General features: G+C 46.3%; 25 protein-coding genes. 18 read left to right on the top strand and 7 right to left on the bottom strand.

Translation table 11 applies throughout. The features are described 5' to 3' along the window. The first annotated feature begins 47 nt into the window (after positions 1-47). From AB4111_RS08005 to AB4111_RS07960, 10 genes are all read left to right on the top strand, one after another. Positions 48-968 (top strand): SDR family oxidoreductase, encoded by a 921-nt coding sequence (locus tag AB4111_RS08005; RefSeq protein ID WP_442031081.1) that lies wholly within the window; start codon positions 48-50, stop codon positions 966-968. A gap of 216 nt (positions 969-1,184) precedes the next feature. After that, positions 1,185-1,766, top strand: coding sequence for a DJ-1/PfpI family protein (locus tag AB4111_RS08000; RefSeq protein ID WP_442031080.1), 582 nt, complete (start codon positions 1,185-1,187; stop codon positions 1,764-1,766). Continuing rightward, a complete protein-coding gene (locus AB4111_RS07995; RefSeq protein ID WP_442031079.1) occupies positions 1,763-2,341 on the top strand; it encodes a GNAT family N-acetyltransferase in 579 nt (192 codons plus the stop codon). The genes AB4111_RS08000 and AB4111_RS07995 overlap by 4 nt, the downstream gene beginning before the upstream one ends. After that, entirely contained in the window at positions 2,338-3,222 is an 885-nt protein-coding gene (locus AB4111_RS07990; RefSeq protein ID WP_442031078.1) for a serine/threonine protein kinase, read from the top strand. The genes AB4111_RS07995 and AB4111_RS07990 overlap by 4 nt, the downstream gene beginning before the upstream one ends. A 90-nt stretch (positions 3,223-3,312) precedes the next feature. Beyond that, entirely contained in the window at positions 3,313-3,684 is a 372-nt protein-coding gene (locus AB4111_RS07985; RefSeq protein WP_442031077.1) for a hypothetical protein, read from the top strand. A gap of 2 nt (positions 3,685-3,686) precedes the next feature. Further along, a complete protein-coding gene (locus AB4111_RS07980; RefSeq protein ID WP_442031076.1) occupies positions 3,687-4,403 on the top strand; it encodes a GNAT family N-acetyltransferase in 717 nt (238 codons plus the stop codon). Further along, on the top strand, positions 4,403-4,873 hold the full coding sequence (locus tag AB4111_RS07975; RefSeq protein WP_442031599.1) for a GNAT family N-acetyltransferase: 471 nt from the start codon (positions 4,403-4,405) through the stop codon (positions 4,871-4,873). Before AB4111_RS07980 ends, AB4111_RS07975 begins: the two co-directional genes overlap by 1 nt. Before the next feature lie 66 nt (positions 4,874-4,939). Continuing rightward, a complete protein-coding gene (locus tag AB4111_RS07970; protein ID WP_442031075.1) occupies positions 4,940-5,326 on the top strand; it encodes a hypothetical protein in 387 nt (128 codons plus the stop codon). Positions 5,327-5,621: 295 nt separating this feature from the next. Then, a complete protein-coding gene (gene murI / locus AB4111_RS07965; RefSeq protein ID WP_442031074.1) occupies positions 5,622-6,404 on the top strand; it encodes a glutamate racemase in 783 nt (260 codons plus the stop codon). Positions 6,405-6,428: 24 nt separating this feature from the next. Beyond that, on the top strand, positions 6,429-6,980 hold the full coding sequence (locus tag AB4111_RS07960; protein ID WP_442031073.1) for a histidine phosphatase family protein: 552 nt from the start codon (positions 6,429-6,431) through the stop codon (positions 6,978-6,980). 69 nt (positions 6,981-7,049) lie between these two features. Here AB4111_RS07960 and AB4111_RS07955 read toward each other — a convergent pair whose 3' ends face one another. Both AB4111_RS07955 and coaA read right to left on the bottom strand, forming a co-directional pair. Beyond that, positions 7,050-7,412, bottom strand: coding sequence for a DUF423 domain-containing protein (locus AB4111_RS07955; protein ID WP_091014882.1), 363 nt, complete (start codon positions 7,410-7,412; stop codon positions 7,050-7,052). Between the two features lie 66 nt (positions 7,413-7,478). Continuing rightward, positions 7,479-8,408, bottom strand: a complete 930-nt coding sequence (coaA, locus tag AB4111_RS07950; protein ID WP_442031072.1) for a type I pantothenate kinase — start codon at positions 8,406-8,408, stop codon at positions 7,479-7,481. Positions 8,409-8,602: 194 nt separating this feature from the next. On the opposite strand from coaA, the gene AB4111_RS07945 reads away from it, so the two are divergent. From AB4111_RS07945 to odhB, 6 genes are all read left to right on the top strand, one after another. Continuing rightward, a complete protein-coding gene (locus tag AB4111_RS07945) occupies positions 8,603-9,391 on the top strand; it encodes a DUF3891 family protein (protein ID WP_442031071.1) in 789 nt (262 codons plus the stop codon). 230 nt (positions 9,392-9,621) lie between these two features. After that, a complete protein-coding gene (locus tag AB4111_RS07940; RefSeq protein WP_442031070.1) occupies positions 9,622-10,131 on the top strand; it encodes an 8-oxo-dGTP diphosphatase in 510 nt (169 codons plus the stop codon). Between the two features lie 138 nt (positions 10,132-10,269). Beyond that, positions 10,270-10,692: a GNAT family N-acetyltransferase gene (locus AB4111_RS07935; protein ID WP_442031069.1), complete on the top strand. Its 423-nt coding sequence runs from the start codon at positions 10,270-10,272 to the stop codon at positions 10,690-10,692. 117 nt (positions 10,693-10,809) lie between these two features. Then, positions 10,810-11,295 carry a GNAT family N-acetyltransferase gene (locus AB4111_RS07930; RefSeq protein WP_442031068.1) on the top strand — a complete coding sequence of 162 codons (486 nt, stop codon included), beginning with the start codon at positions 10,810-10,812 and terminating at the stop codon, positions 11,293-11,295. Between the two features lie 621 nt (positions 11,296-11,916). Further along, the gene (locus AB4111_RS07925) at positions 11,917-14,790 is read left to right on the top strand and encodes a 2-oxoglutarate dehydrogenase E1 component (protein ID WP_442031067.1); all 2,874 of its coding nucleotides are present in this window, start codon (positions 11,917-11,919) and stop codon (positions 14,788-14,790) included. A gap of 5 nt (positions 14,791-14,795) precedes the next feature. After that, the gene (odhB, locus tag AB4111_RS07920; RefSeq protein WP_442031066.1) at positions 14,796-16,067 is read left to right on the top strand and encodes a 2-oxoglutarate dehydrogenase complex dihydrolipoyllysine-residue succinyltransferase; all 1,272 of its coding nucleotides are present in this window, start codon (positions 14,796-14,798) and stop codon (positions 16,065-16,067) included. A gap of 129 nt (positions 16,068-16,196) precedes the next feature. Here odhB and AB4111_RS07915 read toward each other — a convergent pair whose 3' ends face one another. The 4 genes from AB4111_RS07915 to AB4111_RS07900 form a co-directional block, all read right to left on the bottom strand. Further along, a complete protein-coding gene (locus AB4111_RS07915) occupies positions 16,197-17,177 on the bottom strand; it encodes an alpha/beta fold hydrolase (protein WP_442031065.1) in 981 nt (326 codons plus the stop codon). Positions 17,178-17,218: 41 nt separating this feature from the next. Beyond that, complete coding sequence (locus AB4111_RS07910) at positions 17,219-18,196, bottom strand: type I phosphomannose isomerase catalytic subunit (RefSeq protein WP_442031064.1); 978 nt, start codon at positions 18,194-18,196, stop codon at positions 17,219-17,221. 189 nt (positions 18,197-18,385) lie between these two features. Beyond that, a complete protein-coding gene (locus tag AB4111_RS07905) occupies positions 18,386-18,970 on the bottom strand; it encodes a class I SAM-dependent methyltransferase (RefSeq protein ID WP_442031063.1) in 585 nt (194 codons plus the stop codon). Continuing rightward, complete coding sequence (locus AB4111_RS07900; RefSeq protein ID WP_442031062.1) at positions 18,971-19,924, bottom strand: TIGR01212 family radical SAM protein; 954 nt, start codon at positions 19,922-19,924, stop codon at positions 18,971-18,973. Positions 19,925-20,241: 317 nt separating this feature from the next. Here AB4111_RS07900 and AB4111_RS07895 point away from each other — a divergent pair, with 317 nt between their 5' ends. After that, on the top strand, positions 20,242-20,442 hold the full coding sequence (locus AB4111_RS07895; RefSeq protein ID WP_017689675.1) for a hypothetical protein: 201 nt from the start codon (positions 20,242-20,244) through the stop codon (positions 20,440-20,442). 152 nt (positions 20,443-20,594) lie between these two features. Further along, positions 20,595-21,350, top strand: a complete 756-nt coding sequence (gene trmB / locus AB4111_RS07890; RefSeq protein ID WP_076252463.1) for a tRNA (guanosine(46)-N7)-methyltransferase TrmB — start codon at positions 20,595-20,597, stop codon at positions 21,348-21,350. 127 nt (positions 21,351-21,477) lie between these two features. Here the strand turns inward: trmB and AB4111_RS07885 are convergent, their stop codons facing one another. Then, positions 21,478-23,730, bottom strand: coding sequence for an AraC family transcriptional regulator (locus tag AB4111_RS07885; protein WP_442031061.1), 2,253 nt, complete (start codon positions 23,728-23,730; stop codon positions 21,478-21,480). Positions 23,731-24,015 lie beyond the last annotated feature (285 nt).

Here is a 24,015-nt window from a genome sequence, read left to right as displayed (position 1 = left end):
GTAGAGGTAGGAGAGGGCAGCAATTACTTGAGGGAGGAAGGTGACGCATGACAGTACAGGAACACCAAACCGAAGCGGGACAAATACGAATCGACACAGCTTTGGATGTAGTGAAGAAGAGGAAGGATGGAGCAAACGCTCCTGTGGCCTTAATTACAGGTACATCCAGTGGTTTTGGTATGCTTACCGCAATCACCCTTGCCAAGCAGGGGTATCGTGTCGTTGCTACAATGCGTGATCTGAGTCGAAGAGAAGAATTGGTGAAGTTGGTTGAACAGGCGGGGATAGCTGAACGTTTGCAATATGTGCAACTGGACGTAACCGATGCTGAATCCGTGCAGAAAGCTGTAGAGAACGTACTTCTTAATAATGGCCGAATCGACATACTGGTGAACAATGCAGGATTTGCGGTTGGCGGGTTCATTGAGGAAGTATCGATGGCGGATTGGCGGCGCCAGATGGATACGAATCTGTTTGGGTTAATCGCTGTGACACGTGCGGTCTTGCCTGTGATGCGTGAACAGAAGCAGGGTTTAATCGTTAACTTGTCCAGTGTCAGCGGGTTGTCCGGTTTTCCAGGATATGCTCCGTATGCTGCCTCCAAATTCGCTGTGGAGGGATTCACGGAAAGTCTGCGGCATGAGATGTCTTCGTTCGGCGTTCGCGTGGTATTGGTTGAACCAGGCGCTTATCGTACGCCGATCTGGAATAAAGGTTTGGGTGAGATTCACCGGAGCGAGGACTCTCCGTATAAGCATAAGCTGGATGCGGTCCTTCGTTATTCCCAACATGCGAGCGAGACGGCACCTGACCCACAGGAAGTGGCAGATCTGATCGGACGAATTGCGCGAATGCGTGCACCAAGACTTCGATATGCGTTGGGGAAAGGTTCACGTGTGCTCATCATAGGCAAGTTGTTTCTACCCTGGAAGTGGCTGGAGTGGATCATTGCCCGTGGATTAAAATAGACATTAGGTAAGAGTCAAGATTGCATAATTTCCGAAAGGGAGGGATGGGCCATCTTCGAATTCATCGTTATTATTTTACTTCTTGCGATTGTGGTTCTGCTTTTTCGCATTAACAGCAAGCTGCCGGAACGTGATTGGGTGAAGGAAGCGATGGAACGGGATCGGAATCAGAAACATAACCAGGATGCTCCACATTAAAAAAAGCGGAGGTTACCAATGAAAATTGCATTCGTTTTGTTTGATGGACTGACTTTCCTTGATTTTGCAGGGTTTTATGATGTGATCAATCGGTTGAATTTCTTTGAGCAAACCAAAGGAACGACGTGGGAAACCTGTGCAATGACAGATCAGGTCACGGATGAGTCTGGTTTAACGATGAAGATAGATCGAGTGAAGCCTGACCTATCGGAATATGATCTCGTGTTTGTCCCCGGAGGTATGGGAACGCGTAAGCTTCGATACGACGAGGCATTTGTAGGTTGGCTGAGACAGGCTGCGTCTGTACCTTTGAAGGTTTCGGTGTGCACAGGCTCTCTGCTGCTGGGTGCAGCTGGTTTTTTATCCGGCAAAAAAGCAACAACACATCCTTATGCATATGATTTGCTTCAGCCGTATGTTGATGAGGTGATTCAGAAGCGGATTGTAAAAGACGGAAATGTAATTACGGCCGGTGGAGTAGCCACGTCCATTGATCTTGGGATTTATGTTGTTGGGTTGCTTGCAGGACAGGAAGCGGCAGCAAATGTGAAACTCCAGATCGATTATCCTTATGAAATGCAGGGAGTGGTCGAAGAATGAACGAAAATGGAAAGCAAGAGACCTATATCATTCGCAATATTAAGCGGGATGAAGCAGACGTATACTGGCCTTTTCGACTGGAAGCACTGAAAACACATCCTGAAGCCTTCGGGGCTTCCTTCGAATTGTCCATTCAGATCCCCATGAATGAAGTGCAGGAACGCATACATAACGAGCCCGACGATTATATTCTGGGCGCATATACAACAGAAGAAACATTGGCGGGAATGATGGGTTTCAAAAGGGAACACGGCCTGAAACTCAGGCATAAAGGCATGATCTGGGGCGTCTATGTTGCTCCCCCATATCGAGGGAGTGGGTTGGCTTCACGGTTGCTCCGCGAGGTGCTGGATCGGGGAAGACATCTGGAAGGTATCAAACAGATTAATCTGAGTGTAGTGACAACCAATGAATCAGCCCGACGTTTATACGAGCGATATGGATTTGAAGTCTACGGCATCGAGCGTAACGCATTGGAAGTCTATGGTCAGGGATATGATGAGGCGCATATGAATTACTTTTATACGGAGCATTCAACATGGAATGAAAATATCACAGCAGGAGGGGTTCTATGACAGATCATGTTGAACTTGAGATCGACGGTGTTTCCTTTGTCTTAAAAGAGTCTCATTCTTTCGATTGGTTACAGCCCTTGGGTAAGGTTTTTCGCGTATTCGATCAGCAGGATTCAGGGAATGTCTCTTTTGGTATTGTGCAAAAGGATGGAAAGAAATTGTTCGTAAAGTATGCGGGAGCACATACCATTCATGCGAATCATACGGGAAGTCCCCCGGAAGCCATTCGTAATCTGAAATCATCTGTTTCCGTATACGAAGATTTGGCGCATGACACATTGATTCGACTAACGGATCATTTTGCAACGGGTAAGGGTTATGCCTGTGTCTTCGACTGGGTAGATGGGGAGTGTCTGCATTCCCACTGGTATTTTCCGCCTCCAGCCAAGTACGAAGATCCACGTTCGCCCTACTATCGGTTTAGACAGCTTCCAGTGAAGACACGTATTCGGGCGATGGAACAGATTCTGAATTTTCATATCGAGGTGGAACGGAGAGGTTATGTGGCTGTTGATTTGTATGATGGCAGTCTGATCTATGATTTTGACAAACATTTAATGAAAATTTGTGATATCGACTTGTATCGGAAGGGTTCTTTTACCAATACCATGGGGCGTATGTGGGGATCTTCCCGTTTCATGTCTCCAGAGGAATTTGAGCGGGGTGCACTCATAGATGCGGTTACCAATGTATTCAATATGGGGGCGACGGCGTTCGGGTTGCTGGGCGGGGAGAAAGATCGTTCTTATGCCAGGTGGGATGCTGGAGAAGCGTTGTATCAGGTTGTGATACGTGCAGTCAGCGCCGATCGGTCCCAGCGGTACGCATCAATTGCGGAAATGGGTGAGGCTTGGAAACAAGCTGTGATGCAAGATCAATAAGTCTTGTGAAGGGGATATTCGCAAATATGCAAAATCCATTCGTATGTGTGCGAGAAATACCGTATAATGGAAATTATTAAGGGGGTGCAGATGATGTGCAGATATGCCATGTCGGGACCATACAAAGACATCTATGCATGCTTCAATTGTCGCAAATCATTTAAACAAGTTTCCAGAGACGACCTGGGCCCTGAAGTGGTGGCACAACTTGAATATAAATGCCCGCAATGTGCTGCGTCTATGGTTAACATGGGACAGGATTTCCAGGCGCCTAAACAAAATGATACCAAACAATGGACCAAAGTGATGATTCTGTATCGCCATGGTTATACCTTTCATAATTGTGGGTGCGGGGCTGGATATCGCCCGGCTGATTTACGTGAATTATCCGCTTTTCTGGAGCAGCAGGAAGCTGGTAAAGGCAGTGAAGGCAAACGATTATTGCAAAGGTTAACTTCATAGTTATGGCTCCTACATCGAACCTGTCGTCTATGGAAATGTTGAAGATACAGGCGGGCACGTTATATACAATCAATGAGCAGCAGCGTCTATTAAGCATTAACGAGCCGGGTGGTGGGCAGGCTCCAGCCATGTTTATCGGGTTGACTTCTGCCGGTTCACTGATCTATTACCATGAGCAGTTACCGCCGGATCTGATGGATGAATTGGGTAAGGATTGCGAGCTTCCACTGGATATTCCGAAACTGATTCGAAAGGTGGAGACCTTTGAGCCAGTTAACCATGTGTGGATGGGACCAGCCTATGCCTTTCCTGAGTCATCTGACGAATGGAATCAGCAGGTTCAGTTGATTGGTCAGGAGAAGTGTTATTTGCTGGCAGAGCATTTTCCTGAATTAACAGATCACTTGCATGAAAAATGGCCTGTTTCGGCTTATGTTATTGGTGATTCTGCTGTGGCAGTGTGCTGCTCCGCAAGGCTCTCCGAACATGGGGCAGAAGCAAGTCTATATACGGCACCCGGTTATAGAGGGCATGGGTATGCAGCGGAGACGGTAAAATGCTGGCAGTATCATGTCAAGGAGCGTGGACGTATGCCAATCTACAGTACATCTTGGGATAATCTCGCTTCGCAGCAAGTAGCCCGTAAATTGGGATTAATTCAGTTCGGTGTGGATTTCAGTATCACAACTGTGGAGTCGAGGAAGGGCTGTGATGTTTGATGATCCGCACTTTCGTACAAAAGGATCTGCAGTATGTCATTGAAGCGCATATTCGAATCTATCGAGATGAGTATAATTATGATGATAGCTTTGCCGAATTTATCACGAATGCGGTGAATTCGTTTGCACTTTCAGGTAATCATGCGAGGGAGATGTTATGGATCGTTGAGTTAGATCAGACTTATTCCGGCTCCATAGGAATTACTCATGTGAATGAACATACGGCTCAACTGCGCTGGTTTCTGATCGAACCGGAAGCACGTGGTGCAGGATGGGGCGGAAAGCTTATCCAACAGGCAGTTCTTTTTGCAAAAGAAAAAGGCTACACATCCGTGATCCTGTGGACCAATAAGTCTTTGATCGGCGCGCGTAGATTATATCAATCTGTGGGCTTTGAAGTGAAGGAAGTCCGCAAGCAGCTTTTATCGAGGCGGGAGCTTACCGAAGAACAATGGGGGCTTGCGCTGTAGTTGGTCAGTGGCTTGAACATAAAAGCGGCATCTATTGGGTTAACTCGTTTTGAAGGGAGTGGTACAGTGAATCGCAGAAGACTGATTCTGGGTCTGTTATCCGTATGCACAGCCTTGATGGTAGCAGCGTGTTCGACTCGGACGGAAGAACAGGTATTATCAGCAACCATTGCAAGTAATCTACAGCAGATCGTTAGCGACCCTGTCGTCCTGACCAGCAGCAATCCCAATGATTATATTACTGCTAACCGGGAGGCTTACGAGGACATTCTGAATACGGGTGAGGCGGGACTGCCTCTCCTGCTACAGCAGCTCGAATCCAGTCCGGATAACGGGCTCAAGGAATGGGTCATGGCTCAGGCAAGTACGGAACTGCTTGGAAAGCATAGCCCCGTAGAGGAATGGCATAGTGGCAAGGACTGGCTCAGACAGTATAAAATGAACGTAGAATAATGGGTCATCTTCTCTATAGTACCTGACTTAGCGGAAGTAATGGAGGGGGCGGAATCGATTCTGAAGAAGCGATAGCGTTCGCCTTTGTCTCCGAATTTATACATCTATAAGGTTATTCAAGAAAATTTGGAGACAACAGCGATCAGAAGAACGATCCGTAACCGGAATGGTTCCCGCAAGCCGTCAAGCACTGTAGTGTGTGATGAGCCGGAAGTACAAACCTCACCTCCAGTCAGCATGAGCAGCATTGAGAGGTTCTTGGAACCCGAAATAATACATTATAGAGGTGAAATCCTTGAATAAGAAAATTGCTTTCTTTGATTCAGGCATCGGTGGTTTAACCGTTTTGCATAAGGCATTACAACAGTTTCCAGAAGAAAAATTCCTATATTACGCGGATACCTTGCATGTCCCGTATGGAACCAAGTCTGCAGATGAGGTTAGAGGACATATTTTTGATTGTGTGGAAGCCATCGTTCAGGAGGATGTCCAAGCAATCGTAATTGCTTGTAATACAGCAACCAGTCTGACTGTTAAAGATCTGCGCGCCAAGTACGATATCCCGATCATTGGTATGGAGCCTGCGGTAAAACCAGCCGTGGAGATGAATCGTGAGAGTGGGAAGAGAGTGCTTGTATTTGCCACGGCCCTCACCTTGAGCCAAACCAAGTATAACGAACTGGTATCGCGTGTTGATGATCACCACAGTGTGGATTCCATTGCGCTTCCGGAACTTGTGGAATGGTGTGAACAGCTGGATTTTGATCCGAGTAAAATCGCTGATTATTTCCGGTTCAAGCTGGCAGATCTCGATCTTCAGGTGTATGGCACAGTGGTGCTTGGTTGCACGCATTATCCATTCTATACGTCCATTCTGCGCACGGTTCTGCCAGATCATATACAGATTATTGATGGCAGTACAGGCACCGTGAACCATCTGAAGCAGCGGCTTGGACTGGTGGCTCAGCAAGGAGACAGAATTGGGGAACAGGTCACTTTCCTCAGTTCATCAGGCCGACCGGAAGAGCAGGAGAAGATGTACAGTGCACTTCAATATCTTGAGAAGAACTCCATGTAGGTTACACCATAGGAGGTGATAACTATGCAATCCATTTATCTTATCCGTCACGCCAAGGCCACAGGGCAGGAACCCCATGCAGAGCTTACAGATGAAGGGATCAGGCAGGCCGAAAAACTTGCAGATATCTTGGCTCATCAATCCATAACGTATATTGTTTCCAGTCCGTGGAAAAGGGCTGTTCAGACGGCTATGCCGCTGGGCATAGCAACGCTGCAACAGATACATACGGATGAACGTCTCCAGGAGAGGATACTTAGCTCTCTTGATCTGCCTAACTGGATGGATGTACTGAAACGTACATATGATGATGTGGATTGGGTGGAAGAAGGCGGGGAATCTTCGAGAAACGCGGCTGCAAGGGGGTTGGCACTACTGGAAGAGTTGTGGAGCAGACCTGAACAACACGGGGCCGTGGTTACACATGGGAACTTGTTATCACTGCTTATTCGTGAGTATGAACCATCCTTTGGCTATGAAGAGTGGGCTAAACTTTCTAACCCGGATGTGTATGTGCTGGAGAGACAACGGCCAGATGCAGGGCAGCTCACCATTCGCAGAATCTGGACAGATTAAACAGGAAAAGAGTGCTCCAGCGATAGGATATCAGCCAGAACACTCTTTTCGTTTATTCATAGGGCATGTTTACAATGCGGCAATCATGATCATAACCCATCCAGCCAAAAATGCGACTCCGCCAAGTGGGGTAATGGCTCCCAATTTGCGAACACCCGTTACACTTAAAGTGTACAGGCTACCAGAGAACAGGATGATCCCGGCGAACATCAGCCATCCGGCAAACATGACGAGTGAAGAGGATTCGAGACGGTCTGCCAGCAGTCCAATCAGGATGATCCCAAGTCCGTGGATGAGGTGATATTGAACGCCGGTTTCATAGATTTTGATCATGTCAGCGGATAATTTGCGCTTGAGCGCGTGTGCGCCAAAAGCACCCAAAGCAACAGCCAAGAACATCATAATACTGCCGAGTATAATCAGGGTTTGCAAAGTGTTTTTCTCTCCTTTTAAGGGTAATTAGTTATAACATCAAGGTTTATTTTGCACGAGTGTTGTTTAGAGTTTACGCAATTGAATCTGCCCAATGGAGTGATCGGCTTCCTTTTTCAGAATCAGTCTGGCACGCCCTTTGGTTGGCAAAATGTTTTCATGCAGGTTTTTGGCATTGATATCCTGCCAGATCTGGTTGGCGGTACGCACGGTTTCTTCTTCATCAATATTGGCGAATCGTTGATGGAAAAAGGAATCCGTGTCCTGGAATGCCGTATTGCGGAGTAGCTTGAAACGCTCAACGTACCAGTGTCTTATATGCTCTTCTTCTGCATCAATGTAGATGGAGAAATCGAAGAAATCACTAACCAGCAAAGGCGTTTCTTTTTTGACCTGAAGTACATTGATGCCTTCAATTATGAGAATATCCGGTTGACAGATCTGCTTCTCTTCCCCTTGAATGACATCGTAGGCGAGATGAGAGTACACCGGTGCCTTCACTTCGGGCTTGCCTGATTTCACATCGCCCATGAACTGAATCAGGGATTTGATATCATAGCTTTCCGGGAATCCCTTGCGGTTCATAATGCCCTTCTCTTGCAGGACAGCGTTGGGATATAAGAAACCGTCGGTTGTGACAAGGTCAACCTTCGGACTATTCTTGCCTCGGGCGAGCAGTGCCTGAAGCAAGCGGGCCGCTGTACTTTTGCCCACGGCAACACTTCCCCCGATTCCAATGATGTAGGGGGTGGGGAGAGCTTCTTTTTTCATAAAGGAGGCCGTTAGTCGATTCAGCTCTCGTGAAACTCTTGCATATAGGTCAATAAAGTGGGTAAGAGGCAAATATATATCTTCGACTTCTTGAATCGATACCTCTTCATTCAATCCCTTTAACTGTTCTAATTCGGCTTCCGTCAGTGGAAGAGTGGTCTGATGTTCTTTAAGTTCAGCCCATTCCTTGCGGTTAAACTCGATGTAAGGAGAGTATAAATTCATGAGATCCCGCTTTCTGTATGTAATATAATTGTGGACACAACCTTTAGTGTACCAAATTTCAGGAAACTGACAACACCTTTACATTGTGCATTCCATAATGCCTTTCGTGCAAATGGAGCGAAAACCAACTTATAGGAAAGTTTAACCCAATTTATGTTAAAGTCAACGTATACCATGCGGAAGGGTGACAGCATATGATCATATATGAGAGAGAGCATGATTTTGTTTTGACCGCACAGCATGAGCATGGATTAGTAGCCGGAGAGATGGCTTCCCACTGGAAAAAAGAATTACTAGCCGATGCTGCGCATCGGGATGAATTGATTCTAGCGGCGAGAGAACATGACCGGGGATGGATTGAGTTGGATGCTGCTCCGTTCTGGAATGATTACAGTCAATCACCATATTCGTTTCGTGATTTTCCTTTGCGTCCGCGTTTTGTATTCTACCATAAAGGGATTGAAGAGGTTCGTCAGAAAAACCTCTACGCCGGATTATTGTGCAGCTTGATGTATACGGAGCTATTCCAGAAAAATCTGGGTGCTAATGCTCAGGATGATGAAGACATCCGAGACTATCTCCAGGAAGAACACGAACGTCAGCTGAGTTGGGAAGAACAGCTTGGCGGTGATGCTGAAGCACTGAAACAGAGGCTGCAAAGTGATGTGGAGATCATGCTTTTCTGTGATCAGCTCAGTTTGTTTCTCTGTATGGAGGAACCTGGAACACCTGCTGCGCGTTATGATTTTTTTGCAGAAGGGCTTAGTTGCACGTTTGATGCCTGTTCCAGACAACCGATTCAGGCTGAGTGGTTATCCAATGAAAAAGTAGGCCTATCTTTTTTCCCGTTTGATGAGGACTTTACGGTCGTTTTGCCTTACAAATCGGTGCCAAAGGCAAGTATCCGCAAATTCGGTATGCAACAGGCTTACCGCCGGGCTGAATGGAAGGAACGTCGCGTGTTGATTACGGAATTGAACTGAGAACTGGAAACGCCAAGCTAGAGCAATGAGCAGCATAGAATATCACAAAACAGGCGGGCTTCTGATGTACAGGGCGTCCGCCTTTCGTATGCATATATATCATCAAGGACTATACTGCGGAACCGGTGAAAATACCTATAAATCAGCGTGGGAATAAAGAAGGAAAACACAGGTTATTCCCAGAAATGTTAGTGTACAGCAGAGAAGCGCATGTTAGCAGGAGGACGAATATGAGCACCAGAATAGAGATATTAACAATGTGTATGGTATGGGACAAAATGGATGATCAGGTTTTATTAATGAATCGGCCGGATCGCAAAGGATTTCCGGGATACATCGCTCCTGGGGGAAAGGTAGACTTTCCGGAGAGCATTGTGGATGGTGCTGTGCGGGAAGTTCTGGAGGAGACAGGTTTAACGGTCAATGAGATTACGTATAAAGGACTCGATGAGTTCTGTGATCCTCAACAAGGGTTGCGATACATGGTATTTAACTATCTGGCGACTTCATTCGAGGGTCAATTATTGCAAGATCCGCCCGAAGGCGAACTGTTATGGGTGCCTATGAAGCGGGTATTCGAGCTACCTATGCAGGACTGGTTCGCTGAACGTCTCCCACGTTTTTTCCAAAATGGTACTTTTGAGCGGAGTGTAATCTGGGAGAAGTCATCCGGACGTACGCTGCAAGAGACATTTATGGTGTATAGCGATTCTGTTCTTGAACAGCGCGAAGTCCGGTAAGGGGAATTTGAAGGTTGGATACAGCATGTAAAATTCTCAATTAATGATCGGTCATAATGTATCATCCATATCTATATATTTATATCCAGATATTATGATATAATGGAGTTTACTATTTTTATGGGAGATGAGTAGTCTGTGGGGATCGTATTTCGTGATAAGTTGGAAGATATAGATCTTGAACAGCTAGATGGGAATATTTTTGATGGTTGGCCAAACCCGCCGTCTACGCCAACTTTTCTAAAGTTGCTGGAAAAATCCTATGCCATTGAACTGGCTGTTGATGAAGATACCGGAAAGGTGGTCGGATTCATACAAGCCATCTCTGATGGTGTTCTCAGCGCGTATATCCCCTTACTGGAAGTAGTACCAGAGTATAAGGGTCGGGGAATCGGGACGGCTCTTGTTCAACGCATGTTTGAACGTCTTCGTGATCTCTATATGATTGATCTCTTATGTGATCCGGAGCTGCAGACGTTCTATGAGAAACAGGGGATGTCCAAAGCATCAGGAATGGTTATTCGTCATTATCAAAATCAATCGGGTACAGTAGTTGGTTAATAGATTGGGTGGTAGGTTTGTTAGACTCAAGCAAGATATATTTGTAGATCTGCCATACATAGGCTTCTGCAAACAGAACGAGAATGAATATTGTACGATGAAAAGGTGGAGATTGGCATGAAATTGTCGTTCCGGATTTTGGACTGGGAAGAAGAGCGACCGTACGAACTTTTATTGATGGCTGATCCTTCAAAAGCAATTGTCGATGAGTACCTGAGTCGGGGTGTTTGTTTTATTGCTGAGTATGAAGGAGAGATGGTTGGAGAGTTCGTATTGTTGAAGACTCGTCCGGAGACTGCCGAGATTGTTAATATTGCTGTACAGGAAGAACTGCAGGGACAAGGTGTGGGCAAACACATGATTAAGGAAGCGATGGAAGCTGCACGTAGATTAGGCTGCCGGATTCTGGAAATTGGGACAGGCAACTCCAGTTTTCACCAATTGAAGTTATACCAACGTTGCGGTTTCCGCATTATCGGGGTTGATCGTGATTTCTTTGTGAGGCATTATGAGGAAGAGATTATAGAGGATGGTATTCGCTGTGTGGATATGATCCGTATGGCCATAGATCTGGATGCTGTTACAGAGGATGAAGAGAAATAGAAGTATTCGCTGAGTTGAATTTGTTGAATTCAAAGAAGCTGCTCGGATAATTTATGTCTGGGCGAGCTTTTTTCAGTTGGTCTCCTGAAGAAAACCCCAATTATTTGTTGATTGTGATGTCAATTGGTTAATGTTTAACTGGACGGTTTGTTTTTGAACATAATGGACCACAATTTAATTAAGGAGGTAAATGGGAGATCGTATGCCTATTTTGTTGTAATTAAGCGTTCGTTGTTCTATCCAAATTGCTCGATTTATTCGATTCATCTAATTTATGCATCAATTGAGCTAAAAATAGGAAATGCTCCTGAGCGTAAAAGTTTATAGAATAGATATTAGAACACGGACTTCACTTGAAGAAGAGGAGAAAGTGTAACCTTCGAACGGATCAGGACAGTATTCGACATCTGTGCGACGGTATATACAATCATTGTTTTACTTTGATTTTGAAAACGCAGACAAACCTTGACGGGAGCGTCGGACTAACGTTACTACCACCAACAGCACGATTATTGGACTTCATGAAAAATTTCGCTTAAAATGTTGAACGAACGCAAATTACGGCTTAGTCAATGATTTCCGTCAAAAACTTATGACTAAATCAAGACGGAGGGAACGTCGATGACGATCGTGGAAGGCAACAAGAAGCCCTGGGAAAGTTACTATGGCCCCAATATGGGATACGTACAGGAACAATATGAATTATTTGCTCAAGACCCTGGTTCGGTTACACCGGCCTATCGTGAACTATTTGAACAATGGGGTGCACCGCCAATGTCTGGCAGGGATGCACGTACAACCTCGAATTCCGGCAACGCCCAATCGGCTTCCGGAAGCGTAGATATTCAATTATTACAGAAAGCGGTTACAGCAGGTAAGCTGGTATGGAATATTCGTACGTATGGTCACCTTGCTGCAGACATAGATCCGCTTGGAATCAGTGAAGATACAGATACATCTTTGCTGGAACCTCAGCATTTTGAATTAAACGAAGAAGATCTGAAAGCTTTGCCTGCTTCCCTGATCTGGGAAGGTGCAGATGGGCAGACAGCAACCGGATGGGATGCAATCCAACGCTTGCGTCAGATTTACACTGGACCCATGGCCTATGAATTCAGTCATGTACACGAAGTTCAAGAACGTGAGTGGTTGAATCGCCGTGCGGAATCCCGGACTTCACCAGCTCCGCTTACGCCGCAAGAACGTAAGGCTTTGCTGGAACGTTTGGTTGAAGTTGAGCAATTTGAAGATTATCTTCACAAAACATTTGTTGGACAGAAACGTTTCTCCATCGAAGGTAACGATGTGCTTGTACCGATGCTGGATGAAGCTGTCCGCATCATGGCAGAAGCCGGATCAAGCCACATTCTGATGGGTATGGCCCACCGTGGACGGTTAAATGTACTGGCTCATGTTTTGGGCAAACCGTACAGCAAAATTTTCTCTGAATTCCATCATGCTCCGAACAAAGACCTGGTTCCATCGGAAGGTTCGACTGGAATCAACTACGGTTGGACGGGGGATGTCAAATATCATATGGGTGCCAACCGTTTTGTAAAAGACGGGGAAACTGTGCAGGCCCGCCTGACTCTGGCGAATAACCCGAGCCATCTGGAATACGTCAATCCGGTTGTACAAGGGTTTGCACGTGCGGCTCAGGATGACCGTCGTGACCCTGGATATCCGAAGCAGGATGTAACGAAGGCAGCTACCATTTTGATGCACGGTGATGCAGCATTCCCTGGAGAAGGGATCGTTGCAGAGACGCTTAACTTCAAAGCTCTGCCAGGATATCAGAATGGCGGAACCATCCATATTATCGTCAACAATCGTCTGGGTTTCACTACAGATAGCGGTGATTCCCGTTCAACGTACTACGCAAGTGACCTTGCTAAAGGGTACGAAATTCCGATTGTACACGTTAATGCGGACAATCCGGAAGCTTGTATTGCAGCCATTCGTATGGCAGCAGAGTATCGCAATCGTTTTAAAAAGGATTTCCTGATCGACTTGATCGGATACCGTCGTTACGGTCATAATGAAACCGATGATCCCGAAACGACTCAACCTATCGTTTATGACAAGGTGAAGAACCATCCAACGGTAAGCCACTTGTATCAGGATCAGTTGAAGCAGGAATCGGTTATCGATGATGCGTCCATTACGAGCATTCGCGATGGAGTAACGAACAAATTAAAAGAAGCTTATGACCAGATGAAGAAAAATGAAGTACATGAATATTACCAACGGAAAATCAGTGAGCCTGAAGCTGTTACGATTACGCCTACTGCCGTACCATTGGAGAATCTGCGCAGCATTAATGCGGACCTGCTGAAATGGCCTGAGAACTTCAATGTGTATCCAAAGTTACAGCGGATCTTGCAACGCCGGAGCACTTCCCTGAATGAAGGGGAAAAAGTGGATTGGAGCCTTGCGGAGACACTCGCATTTGCAACCATTCTGGCAGATGGCAAGCCAATTCGGATTAGTGGACAGGATGCCGAGCGTGCTACATTCGCTCATCGGAATCTGGTACTGCATGATTCGGAGAATGGAGCCAAGTTCTGCCCATTGCATCACTTGCCACAAGCAAGAGCATCCTTTGCAATCTATAACAGTCCGTTGTCTGAAGAATCCGTTGTTGGATTCGAATACGGATATAACGTATATTCACCAGATACACTGGTTATCTGGGAAGCTCAATTCGGAGATTTTGCCAACTGTGCGCAGGTTATTTTTGACCAGTTTGTATCAGCGGGCCGTGCCAAGTGGTCTCAAAAATCCAGTTTGGTTATGTTGCTTCCACATGCGAATGAGGGTCAGGGGCCGGAGCATACGAGTGCCCGTCTTGAGCGCTTCCTTCAGCTTTGTGCAGAAGATAATATGACGGTTGCCAACTTGTCGAGTGCTTCTCAGTATTTCCACTTGTTGCGTCGCCAAGCTTCGTTGACTGAAACGGAAGATGCCCGTCCACTTGTGATGATGTCACCGAAAAGTCTCATCCGGAATCCGCGTGTTGCATCACCGGCAGTGGAATTCAGTGAAGGCAAGTTTGAGCTTGTGCTTGAACAAGCCGGGCTGGGTACGCAGCCAGATCGCGTGGAGCGTATTATTCTGTGCAGTGGCAAGATTGCCATCGACCTTGAAGATGCTTTTGAAAAAGATAAAGCAGATTGGTCATGGCTTCACATCATTCGAGTGGAACAGCTATATCCGTTCCCGGCAGAAGAGATCAAACGTATCCTTGCACGTTTCAGCAATGTAAAAGAACTGGTATGGGTACAGGAAGAAAACAAAAACATGGGTGCCTGGACTTACATGGAGCCTCGTCTTCGTGAAGTTGCTCCGGAAGGCACAACCGTTAGATACGAAGGTCGCCCGGAACACGCAAGTCCTTCCAGCGGTTATCAGCTTGTGCATAGTATGGAACAGCAACAGATTATTACATCTGCGTTGAAACAAACGACGAAGAATAATATTCCACTGGGGAGGTAACAGCTGTGAGTGAAATTAAAGTACCTGCAATGGGTGAGTCAATAACTGAGGGAACTGTATCCAGATGGATGGTTAAAGAAGGGGACACCGTTAATCAGGGTGATGTGCTTCTTGAACTGGAAACGGATAAAGTAAATATTGAGATCAGCGCAGAAGAAAGTGGTGTGCTGGAGAAGATCATTCGTCAGGAAGGAGAAACGGTAGAGATCGGTGAAACGATCGGTACACTCTCAGCTGGTTCTGGAGGAGGAAGCGGTGCACCCGCTTCCGAACCGGCAGCAGCTGAAGAGAAGAAGGCCGCTACTCCAGCGCCTGAAGCTCCAACACCACCAGCACCTGTTGCGGCAGCACCGGAGTCATCCGATAGTGCCAAGACGGCTTCACCGTCTGCACGTAAGCTTGCACGTGAACGTGGTATCGAGTTGGATCAGGTTCAGAGCAAAGATCCAATTGGACGGGTATACCAGGACGATGTGAAGAGCCATAACAATCAGGCGCCTGCTCCTGTTGCTCCACCTGCCAATAAAGCTCCTGTGGCACCAAGTGCTCCGGCAGCTGGAACTTCCACCTATACCAAACCAGTGGAGCGTCAGCGGATGTCTCGCCGCCGTGCGACCATTGCCAAACGTCTGGTAGAGGCTCAGCAGACTGCAGCTATGTTGACTACGTTTAATGAAGTAGATATGACTGCGATCATGGATGTACGTAAACGCCGTAAGGACAAGTTCAAAGAGAAACATGAGATTAACCTGGGCTTCATGTCCTTCTTCACCAAAGCAGTTGTAGGGGCTCTGAAAAAATTCCCAACAATTAACGCAGAGATTGATGGCGAAGATGTTGTACTCAAAAAGTATTATGATATCGGCATTGCCGTATCTGCAAAGGAAGGACTGGTTGTACCGGTTGTACGTGATGCCGATCGTCTGGGCTTTGCCGAGATCGAGAAGAGCATTGCGGACCTGGCATCCAAAGCTCGTTCCAACACACTGGCGTTATCTGATCTTCAAGGTGGAACATTCACCATCACGAATGGTGGAACATTTGGTTCCTTGTTATCTACGCCAATTCTGAATACACCTCAAGTGGGCATTCTGGGGATGCATAAGATCCAGCTTCGTCCAGTGGCGATTGATGCAGAGCGGATGGAGAACCGTCCAATGATGTACATCGCGTTGTCCTACGATCACCGGATTATCGACGGCAGTGAAGCTGTACGTTTCCTTGTGACCGTGAAAGAACTGCTTGAAGACCCGGAATCTCTGTTAATTGAAGGTTAATCCATAACGTTTGATCATGGCTATTATTCATATCGCTTAACAGGAAAACCCCTGAACTGGAGCGCAGCGTGAGCTGTACATCCGATTCAGGGGTTTCTTTTTGCTATGCATGGTATTGTTCCGGCTCTATTATATAGAGTCAGCTGTTTCAGTAAGGTTTACAGGCTTATCGTGTGTATTCGAGCCAGGGGTATTCCGCTCTAGCCAGTCTACAACATGCTGAGCCACTTCTGTTCGGTTGATCTCATGCAGCATTTCGTGGCGTCCACCCGGATACAGGCGATACTCAATATTCTCCAGATGAAGCTTCTTATACTGGGAGACCAGATTAAGAACGCCTTTGCCATGAAGTCCTACAGGGTCCTTCTCACCTGAGAACAGATATACGGGTTTGTGTTTGGGTATGCGCTCCATATTGTGTGGAAGATGGACTTCGAGCAGCAATTTGAAGAAGTCGCGGAAAAAGCCTGCTGTACAGACTGCTCCGCACAGGGGATCATCAATGAATCGCTGAACCTCTTGGGAGTCGCGCGACAACCAATCAAACGGTGTCGTTGCAGGGCGGAAAGAACGGTTAAATCCACCAAATACAATCGCGTTGAGCAGCATGCTGGGATGAGTAGCGCCCTGAATGCCACATTGCAAGAAGGCCAGCTTCTCACCAAACCGGAGCAGACCACGTCTGCCGTTCGTCCCGGATAAAATAAAGGCATGGTACTGCTCATGACCAGCGTACATGAGATGTTGTACCAAGAATGAGCCCATGCTATGTCCCATTAGAAACAGGGGCACTCCAGGATTCTCCTTGGCGGCTACTTCGCCCAGATTGATCATATCACTCGCCATCCAGCGGAAGGCATCGATACCAGCATTACCGAGTAATTTGGCATTCTCCACAGTTTTGCCATGACCCCGATGGTCATTGGCATAGACCGCATAGCCATTTTCAGTAAGAACGTTGGCAAATTCCGCGTATCGGGCTGCGGTCTCGCCCATGCCGTGTGCAATTTGCACTACACCCTTAACGTCGCATTCCGGATCGGGAAGCCAGCGGTACACATGAATACGGGTACCTTCACTAGCGACCAAGGCAAAGGTAGATTCCTGCATCTCGTGTAATTCCTCCTTCACAGGTTACATATGAGCTTGATTTATGGCAGATAAGAGCGAAGAACAGTGGTATTCCCGTTTAAAGTATAAGAACCCAGATTGGCTGGCAAGAGATAACATTGTCCAGCTTTCAATTCAATGCTGTCTGATTCAGCAAGTGCCCACTCCAAAGTGCCTTCTCCTTCACAGACAACGAGAATTGTGAAGCTGTCAGGATTTGTGGAGAGTTCCCAGCGTTCAGTTACAACCCCTTTTTCCACCACAAAATAAGGACATTCCGCAAGCTTGAGCCATTCACCAGGAGTAGCGTTATTGGTTTTCATTGTTGAAGCACCTGCGCCCTCATAGGCGGTGACATTCAATGAGTCTTCAACATGCAACTCACGTGGTTTGCCATCCAGTCCAGGACGATTGTAATCGTATATCCGGTAAGTCGTATCCGAGTTTTGCTGAATCTCAGCGACAACGACGCCTGCACAGAGCGCATGTACGGTTCCGGCAGGGATAAAGAACGTATCACCAGCTTCTACAGGTACCTGACGAAGGGTATCCATCACCGTGCCGTTTTCCAATGCCTCTTTCAATGTTGCCCGATCCACGCCTTCATTCAGGCCGTAGATGATGTGCGCGCCCGGTTTTGCGTCGAGTACATACCACATTTCTGTTTTGCCAAGTTCGCCAGGAGGAAGTGCCTCATACTCGTCTGTGGGATGAACCTGAACGGACAGGTCATCGTTGCAGTCAAGCAGCTTAATCAGAAGGGGGAAACGGCCGCCTTTTTCGGAAACACCTTTGGTTCCAAGCCATTCAGTGCCCAGTTGTTCGCGAACCTCGTCCAGACCCTTGCCAGCAAGTGCTCCATTTAATACCTTGGTTGTACCGTTTGGATGATCCGCTATCATCCAGCCTTCTCCGATATGTCCTTCAGGGGGCGTAAGGCCGAATTGCTCCAGCGCACGACCGCCCCACACACGTTCTTTGAATTCAGGTTGGAATTGTAATGGGTATGGCGTAGACATCAGTAATCTCTCCTCTAGTATATGAAATGGTGGATCGCTTTAATCAGTCATGGGCATGCAATCGCCATGGACAAACAAGTGAATACGTTTGCATATGTAGATTTAGAACACAGATCGCCGGAAGGAGAAGTCGTTAACAGCTCACCTTGCGATTGTGTCTAGTTTATTGTATTTGGTGAACAAAGGAAATTATTTTTTCTCAATTCCGATCAGAAAAGGAGAAGTTTCTCGCTGTAATTGGCGATACAACACAACCTGTGCCTGCTCTACCGGCAGGGAAGAGGACCACTCCAACACGGCTGATGCTTCCTGTGCGCCTCCGTCATGACCGGGGTAGAGCACAACTGTAATAATTCCGCGAGGACGTAATAAAGCGAGTGCGGCCTCGAGTGCAGCAATTGTACTGTCAGTCTTGGTTATGATGGAGGAATCTGCATTTTCCGAAGGCAGATACCCCAGATTAAACATGACTGCACCAACCGAACCAAGCCATGACTCCGGCACGGCTTCTGTCATTCGATCATGACTTAGTTGAAGCATGGAGATGGAGCCAAGCTTGGCTTCGTCGTTTTGTTTTCGAATCCGGGCCTGTGCAAGTGTAAGGGCTTCACTTTGAATATCGAATCCAATGACTTGACCACGTTTGCCTACTTGTTGTGCCAAAAATAGTGTGTCTGCTCCAGTACCAACCGTTGCATCTATGGCCAGATCACCTGGCTGCAGACGGGAAGCAATCCACTGATGAGCACAGCTGAGAACCGAAAGAAAGCCCATCTATGCTCGCCTCCAATACTTACCCTGCCATGAATCCCGCTCTCGCAGCTCACGATCAATGGAGTTCAATACTTCCCATTTGTTCATGGACCACATTGGTCCAATCAGCAGATCACGCGGTGCGTCGCCTGTAAGGCGGTGTACGATCATTTCTGGCGGGAGCATCTCCAATGTATCTACGATCAGCTTGATATACTCGTCCTGATCGAGAAAACGTAAAAGACCGGCTTCGTATTGCTTTACCATTGGGGTTTTACGCATCAGATGTAACAGGTGAATCTTGATGCCCTGTACATCCATATTGGCGACAGCCCGTCCAGTGTCCAGCATCATCTCATGCGTCTCTTGAGGCAGACCATATATGATATGTGTGCACACACGTATATTTCGTTTGCGCAGTTTCTCAACCGCTTCTTCGTAACACTTCGTGTCGTGCGCCCGATTAATTAATGTTGATGTGGAATCGTGGATCGTTTGAAGCCCCATCTCAACCCACAAGTATGTGCGCTCGTTCAGTTCGGCCAAATAATCAACAACGTCATCTGGCAAACAATCCGGGCGCGTGGCGATGGACAGACCAACCACACCTGGTTGCTCTAAAATTTCTTCAAAATATTCGCGAAGCTCCTCAACCGGAGCATATGTGTTCGTATAGGCTTGGAAATAACCAATATAATGGGCTGTAGGCCACTTGAGGTGCTGTTTATCTCGAATTGTATTAAATTGGGTGACCAGATCTTCACGTCTGCTGCCAGCAAAATCGCCTGATCCGCGCGCACTGCAGAAGGTACAACCACCTTTGGCAATGGTACCGTCACGGTTGGGACAGGTGAATCCAGCATCCAGCATCACTTTGAAAACCTTATTGTTAAATTGATCTCGCATCTCATAATTCCAGGTATGGAATCGTTTATCTCCCCACAGGAGAGGGGACTGTAATGCAGGTGCATTCATCTTCAAGGTACTCCTTTGGCTGTCTAATTACAGTAATCATACGTGAACAAAAGAAGAAGCGCTATGCGATTTCCGTCATAGACGATGGATAGCGATTATAGGTGTCTTCATGAACTTTTATCATTGTATCAAAAAACTAAAAAAAAAGGGAACCGAAACGCAAAATAGGCCGTAAAATCAAGGTTTTCTCCTTGCTATAGTTTACACCTTGTGTTATATTTAAATCAGCGTCAGACACCATCTACTGGGTACTATTCATCATAGCATTTGAATCAATGTTGACGTCATGGACCATACTATACCGTGAGGTGATATGAATGAATTCCCAAGTTAAAAACAAAGAATTGAATCATGTGTCTGTTGAATTGACGGCAGAAGAAGCACTGGCTTTAACAGGTGTTCGTTTTAATGGAAATCCGAAAGTGAAAGCGGCTGCAAGACAAAAAGTTCGCGATGCTTTCGAAAAGACATTTGATTTTTCACACCAAGATAAGGTAGACTATGAACTACTAAAGTAGTTGGACCCCAATTCCAAATAAATCGAAGAGGGAATCTTTGAGATTTGCCCAAAGTGGCAGATCCGAAGATTCCCTTTTCATTGCTCTTTACAATTTGCCAGTTCTTCGGCAAAATAAGTCTGAGACAAGTATGGGACAAACGGAGGAATAAAATGCGTTTACGTGGCAGAAAAGGGATAAGAGAAAATCTGGAACAACAAGTTGATCTTGTTGTACTGGACCCCAAGCAACATAAAGGAAAATGGTCTGAACTGTTTGGCAATGACCATCCGATCTTCGTGGAATTTGGTATGGGTAAAGGTCAATTTATCAGCCAAATGAGTTATAAATATCCGGAATTTAATTTTATCGGTATTGATATGTATGATGAACTGGTGCGTCGTGCCAGTGAGAAAGCTCGTAATGCGTGGAGTCAGGCTGATGTGGAGACACCTCCGAACCTGAAGCTTGCGCTGGCAAATATCGAACAGATCGAGGAAGTTTTTGAACCGGAAGAACTGGAGCGCATTTATTTGAACTTCAGTGATCCTTGGCCAAAAGCAAAGCATGCACGTCGTCGTTTGACGCATCCGCGCTTCCTGAAAAAATACACGGAATTGCTTAATCCCAAAGGTCAGATTCATTTCAAAACCGATTCGGAGACGTTGTTTGATTTCTCACTCAACGCCATTGCCGACTTCGGCCTGCAAATGACCAATATTTCTTTGAATCTGCATCGTGATGGTTTGAATGAAGAACATGTGATGACGGAGTACGAGCAGAAATTCATGGGTAAAGGTATGAACATTCACCGGGTTGAAGTGATTGTTGGTGAAGAGGCCCTGCGTGAGTATCAGCAGACACGCCTTGACAAGTATAAAGTTCGTGAAGCTTCTGATGAGTCCGGCGAAGATCAGGAACAGGAATAAATCGAAATCTAACTTAAACTTATTAAAGAAGAGCGACACATGAGATGAATGATTCTTTCTCATAGGTCGCTCTTTTTTGCATTAACAACAATGTGCAATGCTCCATAAACTCACGTCTGGGATGATTTCAAAAGTTTTCTGAATGAAACTCTTTGCGCCGATAATCGTTCGGTGTAACACCATTGAACTTTTTGAACATGCGATAGAAGTATGAACTGTTGGTGAATCCAGTTCTCTCGGCAATGTCGGCAACGGAGTTCTCCGTTTCCACCAGCAGATGCTGGGCCTTGGCTATGCGGGTTTCGTTAATCACGTCCGTGAGCCCTTTCAGGGTGAGCTGTTTGTAGAGCCTGCTTACATAGATGGGCGACATGCTAAGCTCATCTGCGATAGAAGTTAGACATAGATTGGGGTCCGCATAGTCCCGCTCAATAATGCCATTGATTTTACGAATCAACTCTTCGTGCTTCAGCGTACGTTTCTCCTCGACTTTGGAACCAAGCTCATCGAACATACGATAGAAGTGTTCATGTATTTCACTGATGTCTTCCGCTTCTTTGACAGGCAGCATTAGTCCATCCGAGACTGAATCAAGCGTGAGTTGATTATTCTTCTTGAGGGTATTTCGTACATGGTTCAGTGTCATCGTCAGATGGGATAAGGCTAGCTGGAAGACGGTAAACGGGTAAGCGGCTGTTTCGCCGACGATATCTGCATAGACTTGTTTGGCTTCTCGGGTCTTACCTGTCATTAGATGATCAACAAGCTGTCTTTCCTTACCTGCCGGGAATGCGTACTCTTTGGCGTGATAAGCCATGATGTCAGAGGTATAGATCAGACAGCCCGGTCCCATGAACAAACGATGCAGTGAGGCTTCGGCTGATCGGGTGTAGGATGCAATACTGTCTTCCAATGAATCTTCTTCCGTGCCGATCGTACAGGAGATGGAGCATTTCAAATGGGTCATTACAGCAGCCTGCATCATGCGCAGCAGCTCCTCGATCGGATGATGAGCAGGTTGCCCAAGTTCATGGTTTTCCGCTTTGTCATTGAAGATGAGTGTGATCAGATCACCGCCCATGTCCACAGCTTCCGCATTGTAGTGGAGACTGGCTGTCTCGGTGCAGATGTTCATCATGGCGTATTTTACAAGCTGGGTCTCATCACGATACGTTTCGCAGAATTCGGTAAAATGGTCAATACGCAGCAATACCAGTCTGGATGCACGCTGAACATCAATGGAGGAACCGTAGAACTTCATTCGTTCTTCCAGCATACCTCCGGTTACTGTTTCGCGGCCCTGAAGGGCCCCTCGTAGAAAATCCTGCCGTAACAAATGAAGGCTGCCACGTCGCTCAGCTTCCATCACACGTAAACGCACAAGCACCTTATCAATAGGGTGATATAGTTTTCGGGATACAAGGTAAGAGAGAAGCAACCCTGCGATGAGAAGTCCAACGCAAAACAGAACGGTATGTGTGCGCATACTCCTTATATCCGAGGTAATCAGATCATACGGGGTTATTCTCACATAACGCCAGCCCAGGTCATCGGGAGCGGTGTAGGTGATGAGTGATTTTTCTCCGTCGACCTTCTCGGTAAAGTAAGCTGACTGCTCGGCATCCTGCATAATTGGCTTCATAAAAGCTTCGCTGGAGAGATTTTTCATCAATGAACGGTCACCAAAGTCAGATAATAGATCCCCATTCTCATTCACGATAAAGGTCTTGCCTGGTTGATCCACAGCATTCATATTTGGACTGAGCCAATCATCCTTGATATTAACGATGACAGCATAGTTTAATTTCGCGTTGTCATTGATCGTGTCATAACAGAGATAGGTGTAGCTGTTAACCTCTGTTGCTTCAGTAGAGCCAACCTGATATGTACGCGGGATGGGGACAAAAGGTTTATAGTCATGGAAGCGTTGGAGGATGCTTGTAATCCCCTGATCGTCGATCTCCGAGACGGACTGCTGCCCATTACGCACGTTGGAACTGATAAAGAATTCATTGCTTTTAGAATTATATACATAGATGGATTCAATAAAGGGAAGGGACATGCGGTAGTTGTCGAGCTGCTCCATCGCCGATGTAATCTCATAGATATTTGGTTTGGAATAAAGTAGTAATGAAGAGATGGTGTAGTCCTGATAAATCTGATATGACAATGATTTCGCAGTCTCGGTCATTTTGGCCACTTCACGACTGGTTTGTGTAAGACTGTTCATATCGGTACGATACACCTGACGAAGAGCAATCCGATTATAGTTGACATACAAAATGGAAGAAGCCACAAGCAAGGTAGCGACGGTACTGATAATAATGCCGATCAGAATCCGTGTGAAGACTTTTTGACTGTCCTCTGAACGTATACGCATTCTTTTTCCCCCTTGGACCTCCTGTTTTAAATGCACAACGTAGAACTTCATATACATAAACCAGACTTCATATATGGATGAGCAGAAGAACAAGAGTACTTGAATTATATATTATGTATGCGTTTACATCAATGCTGGACAGGCCGTTTCACCTGTTTTCTCTACATAAAGTTCAACTTTCGCTGGATTGTTCACTAGGTTTAACCTATGCACGATATCAACATTTGTGAACGGATATGTGGGGATGTCTGTTCATTTCATGGTTCGTTCATTTTGTTCATAGTT

It is taken from the genome of Paenibacillus sp. 2KB_22, from assembly GCF_052115745.1.
In the GTDB taxonomy this organism is placed as follows: domain Bacteria; phylum Bacillota; class Bacilli; order Paenibacillales; family Paenibacillaceae; genus Paenibacillus.
Note: the sequence above shows the minus strand (reverse complement) of the source record. Positions and strands in the feature narration are given on the sequence as shown.

Coding starts and splice junctions, on each gene's coding strand:
- AB4111_RS08005 (WP_442031081.1), top strand. CDS start 48: ATGACAGTACAGGAACACCAAACCGAAGCGGGACAAATACGAATCGAC.
- AB4111_RS08000 (WP_442031080.1), top strand. CDS start 1,185: ATGAAAATTGCATTCGTTTTGTTTGATGGACTGACTTTCCTTGATTTT.
- AB4111_RS07995 (WP_442031079.1), top strand. CDS start 1,763: ATGAACGAAAATGGAAAGCAAGAGACCTATATCATTCGCAATATTAAG.
- AB4111_RS07990 (WP_442031078.1), top strand. CDS start 2,338: ATGACAGATCATGTTGAACTTGAGATCGACGGTGTTTCCTTTGTCTTA.
- AB4111_RS07985 (WP_442031077.1), top strand. CDS start 3,313: ATGATGTGCAGATATGCCATGTCGGGACCATACAAAGACATCTATGCA.
- AB4111_RS07980 (WP_442031076.1), top strand. CDS start 3,687: ATGGCTCCTACATCGAACCTGTCGTCTATGGAAATGTTGAAGATACAG.
- AB4111_RS07975 (WP_442031599.1), top strand. CDS start 4,403: ATGATCCGCACTTTCGTACAAAAGGATCTGCAGTATGTCATTGAAGCG.
- AB4111_RS07960 (WP_442031073.1), top strand. CDS start 6,429: ATGCAATCCATTTATCTTATCCGTCACGCCAAGGCCACAGGGCAGGAA.
- coaA (WP_442031072.1), bottom strand. CDS start 8,408: ATGAATTTATACTCTCCTTACATCGAGTTTAACCGCAAGGAATGGGCT.
- AB4111_RS07945 (WP_442031071.1), top strand. CDS start 8,603: ATGATCATATATGAGAGAGAGCATGATTTTGTTTTGACCGCACAGCAT.
- AB4111_RS07940 (WP_442031070.1), top strand. CDS start 9,622: ATGAGCACCAGAATAGAGATATTAACAATGTGTATGGTATGGGACAAA.
- AB4111_RS07930 (WP_442031068.1), top strand. CDS start 10,810: ATGAAATTGTCGTTCCGGATTTTGGACTGGGAAGAAGAGCGACCGTAC.
- AB4111_RS07925 (WP_442031067.1), top strand. CDS start 11,917: ATGACGATCGTGGAAGGCAACAAGAAGCCCTGGGAAAGTTACTATGGC.
- AB4111_RS07915 (WP_442031065.1), bottom strand. CDS start 17,177: ATGCAGGAATCTACCTTTGCCTTGGTCGCTAGTGAAGGTACCCGTATT.
- AB4111_RS07910 (WP_442031064.1), bottom strand. CDS start 18,196: ATGTCTACGCCATACCCATTACAATTCCAACCTGAATTCAAAGAACGT.
- AB4111_RS07905 (WP_442031063.1), bottom strand. CDS start 18,970: ATGGGCTTTCTTTCGGTTCTCAGCTGTGCTCATCAGTGGATTGCTTCC.
- AB4111_RS07900 (WP_442031062.1), bottom strand. CDS start 19,924: ATGAATGCACCTGCATTACAGTCCCCTCTCCTGTGGGGAGATAAACGA.
- AB4111_RS07895 (WP_017689675.1), top strand. CDS start 20,242: ATGAATTCCCAAGTTAAAAACAAAGAATTGAATCATGTGTCTGTTGAA.
- trmB (WP_076252463.1), top strand. CDS start 20,595: ATGCGTTTACGTGGCAGAAAAGGGATAAGAGAAAATCTGGAACAACAA.
- AB4111_RS07885 (WP_442031061.1), bottom strand. CDS start 23,730: ATGCGTATACGTTCAGAGGACAGTCAAAAAGTCTTCACACGGATTCTG.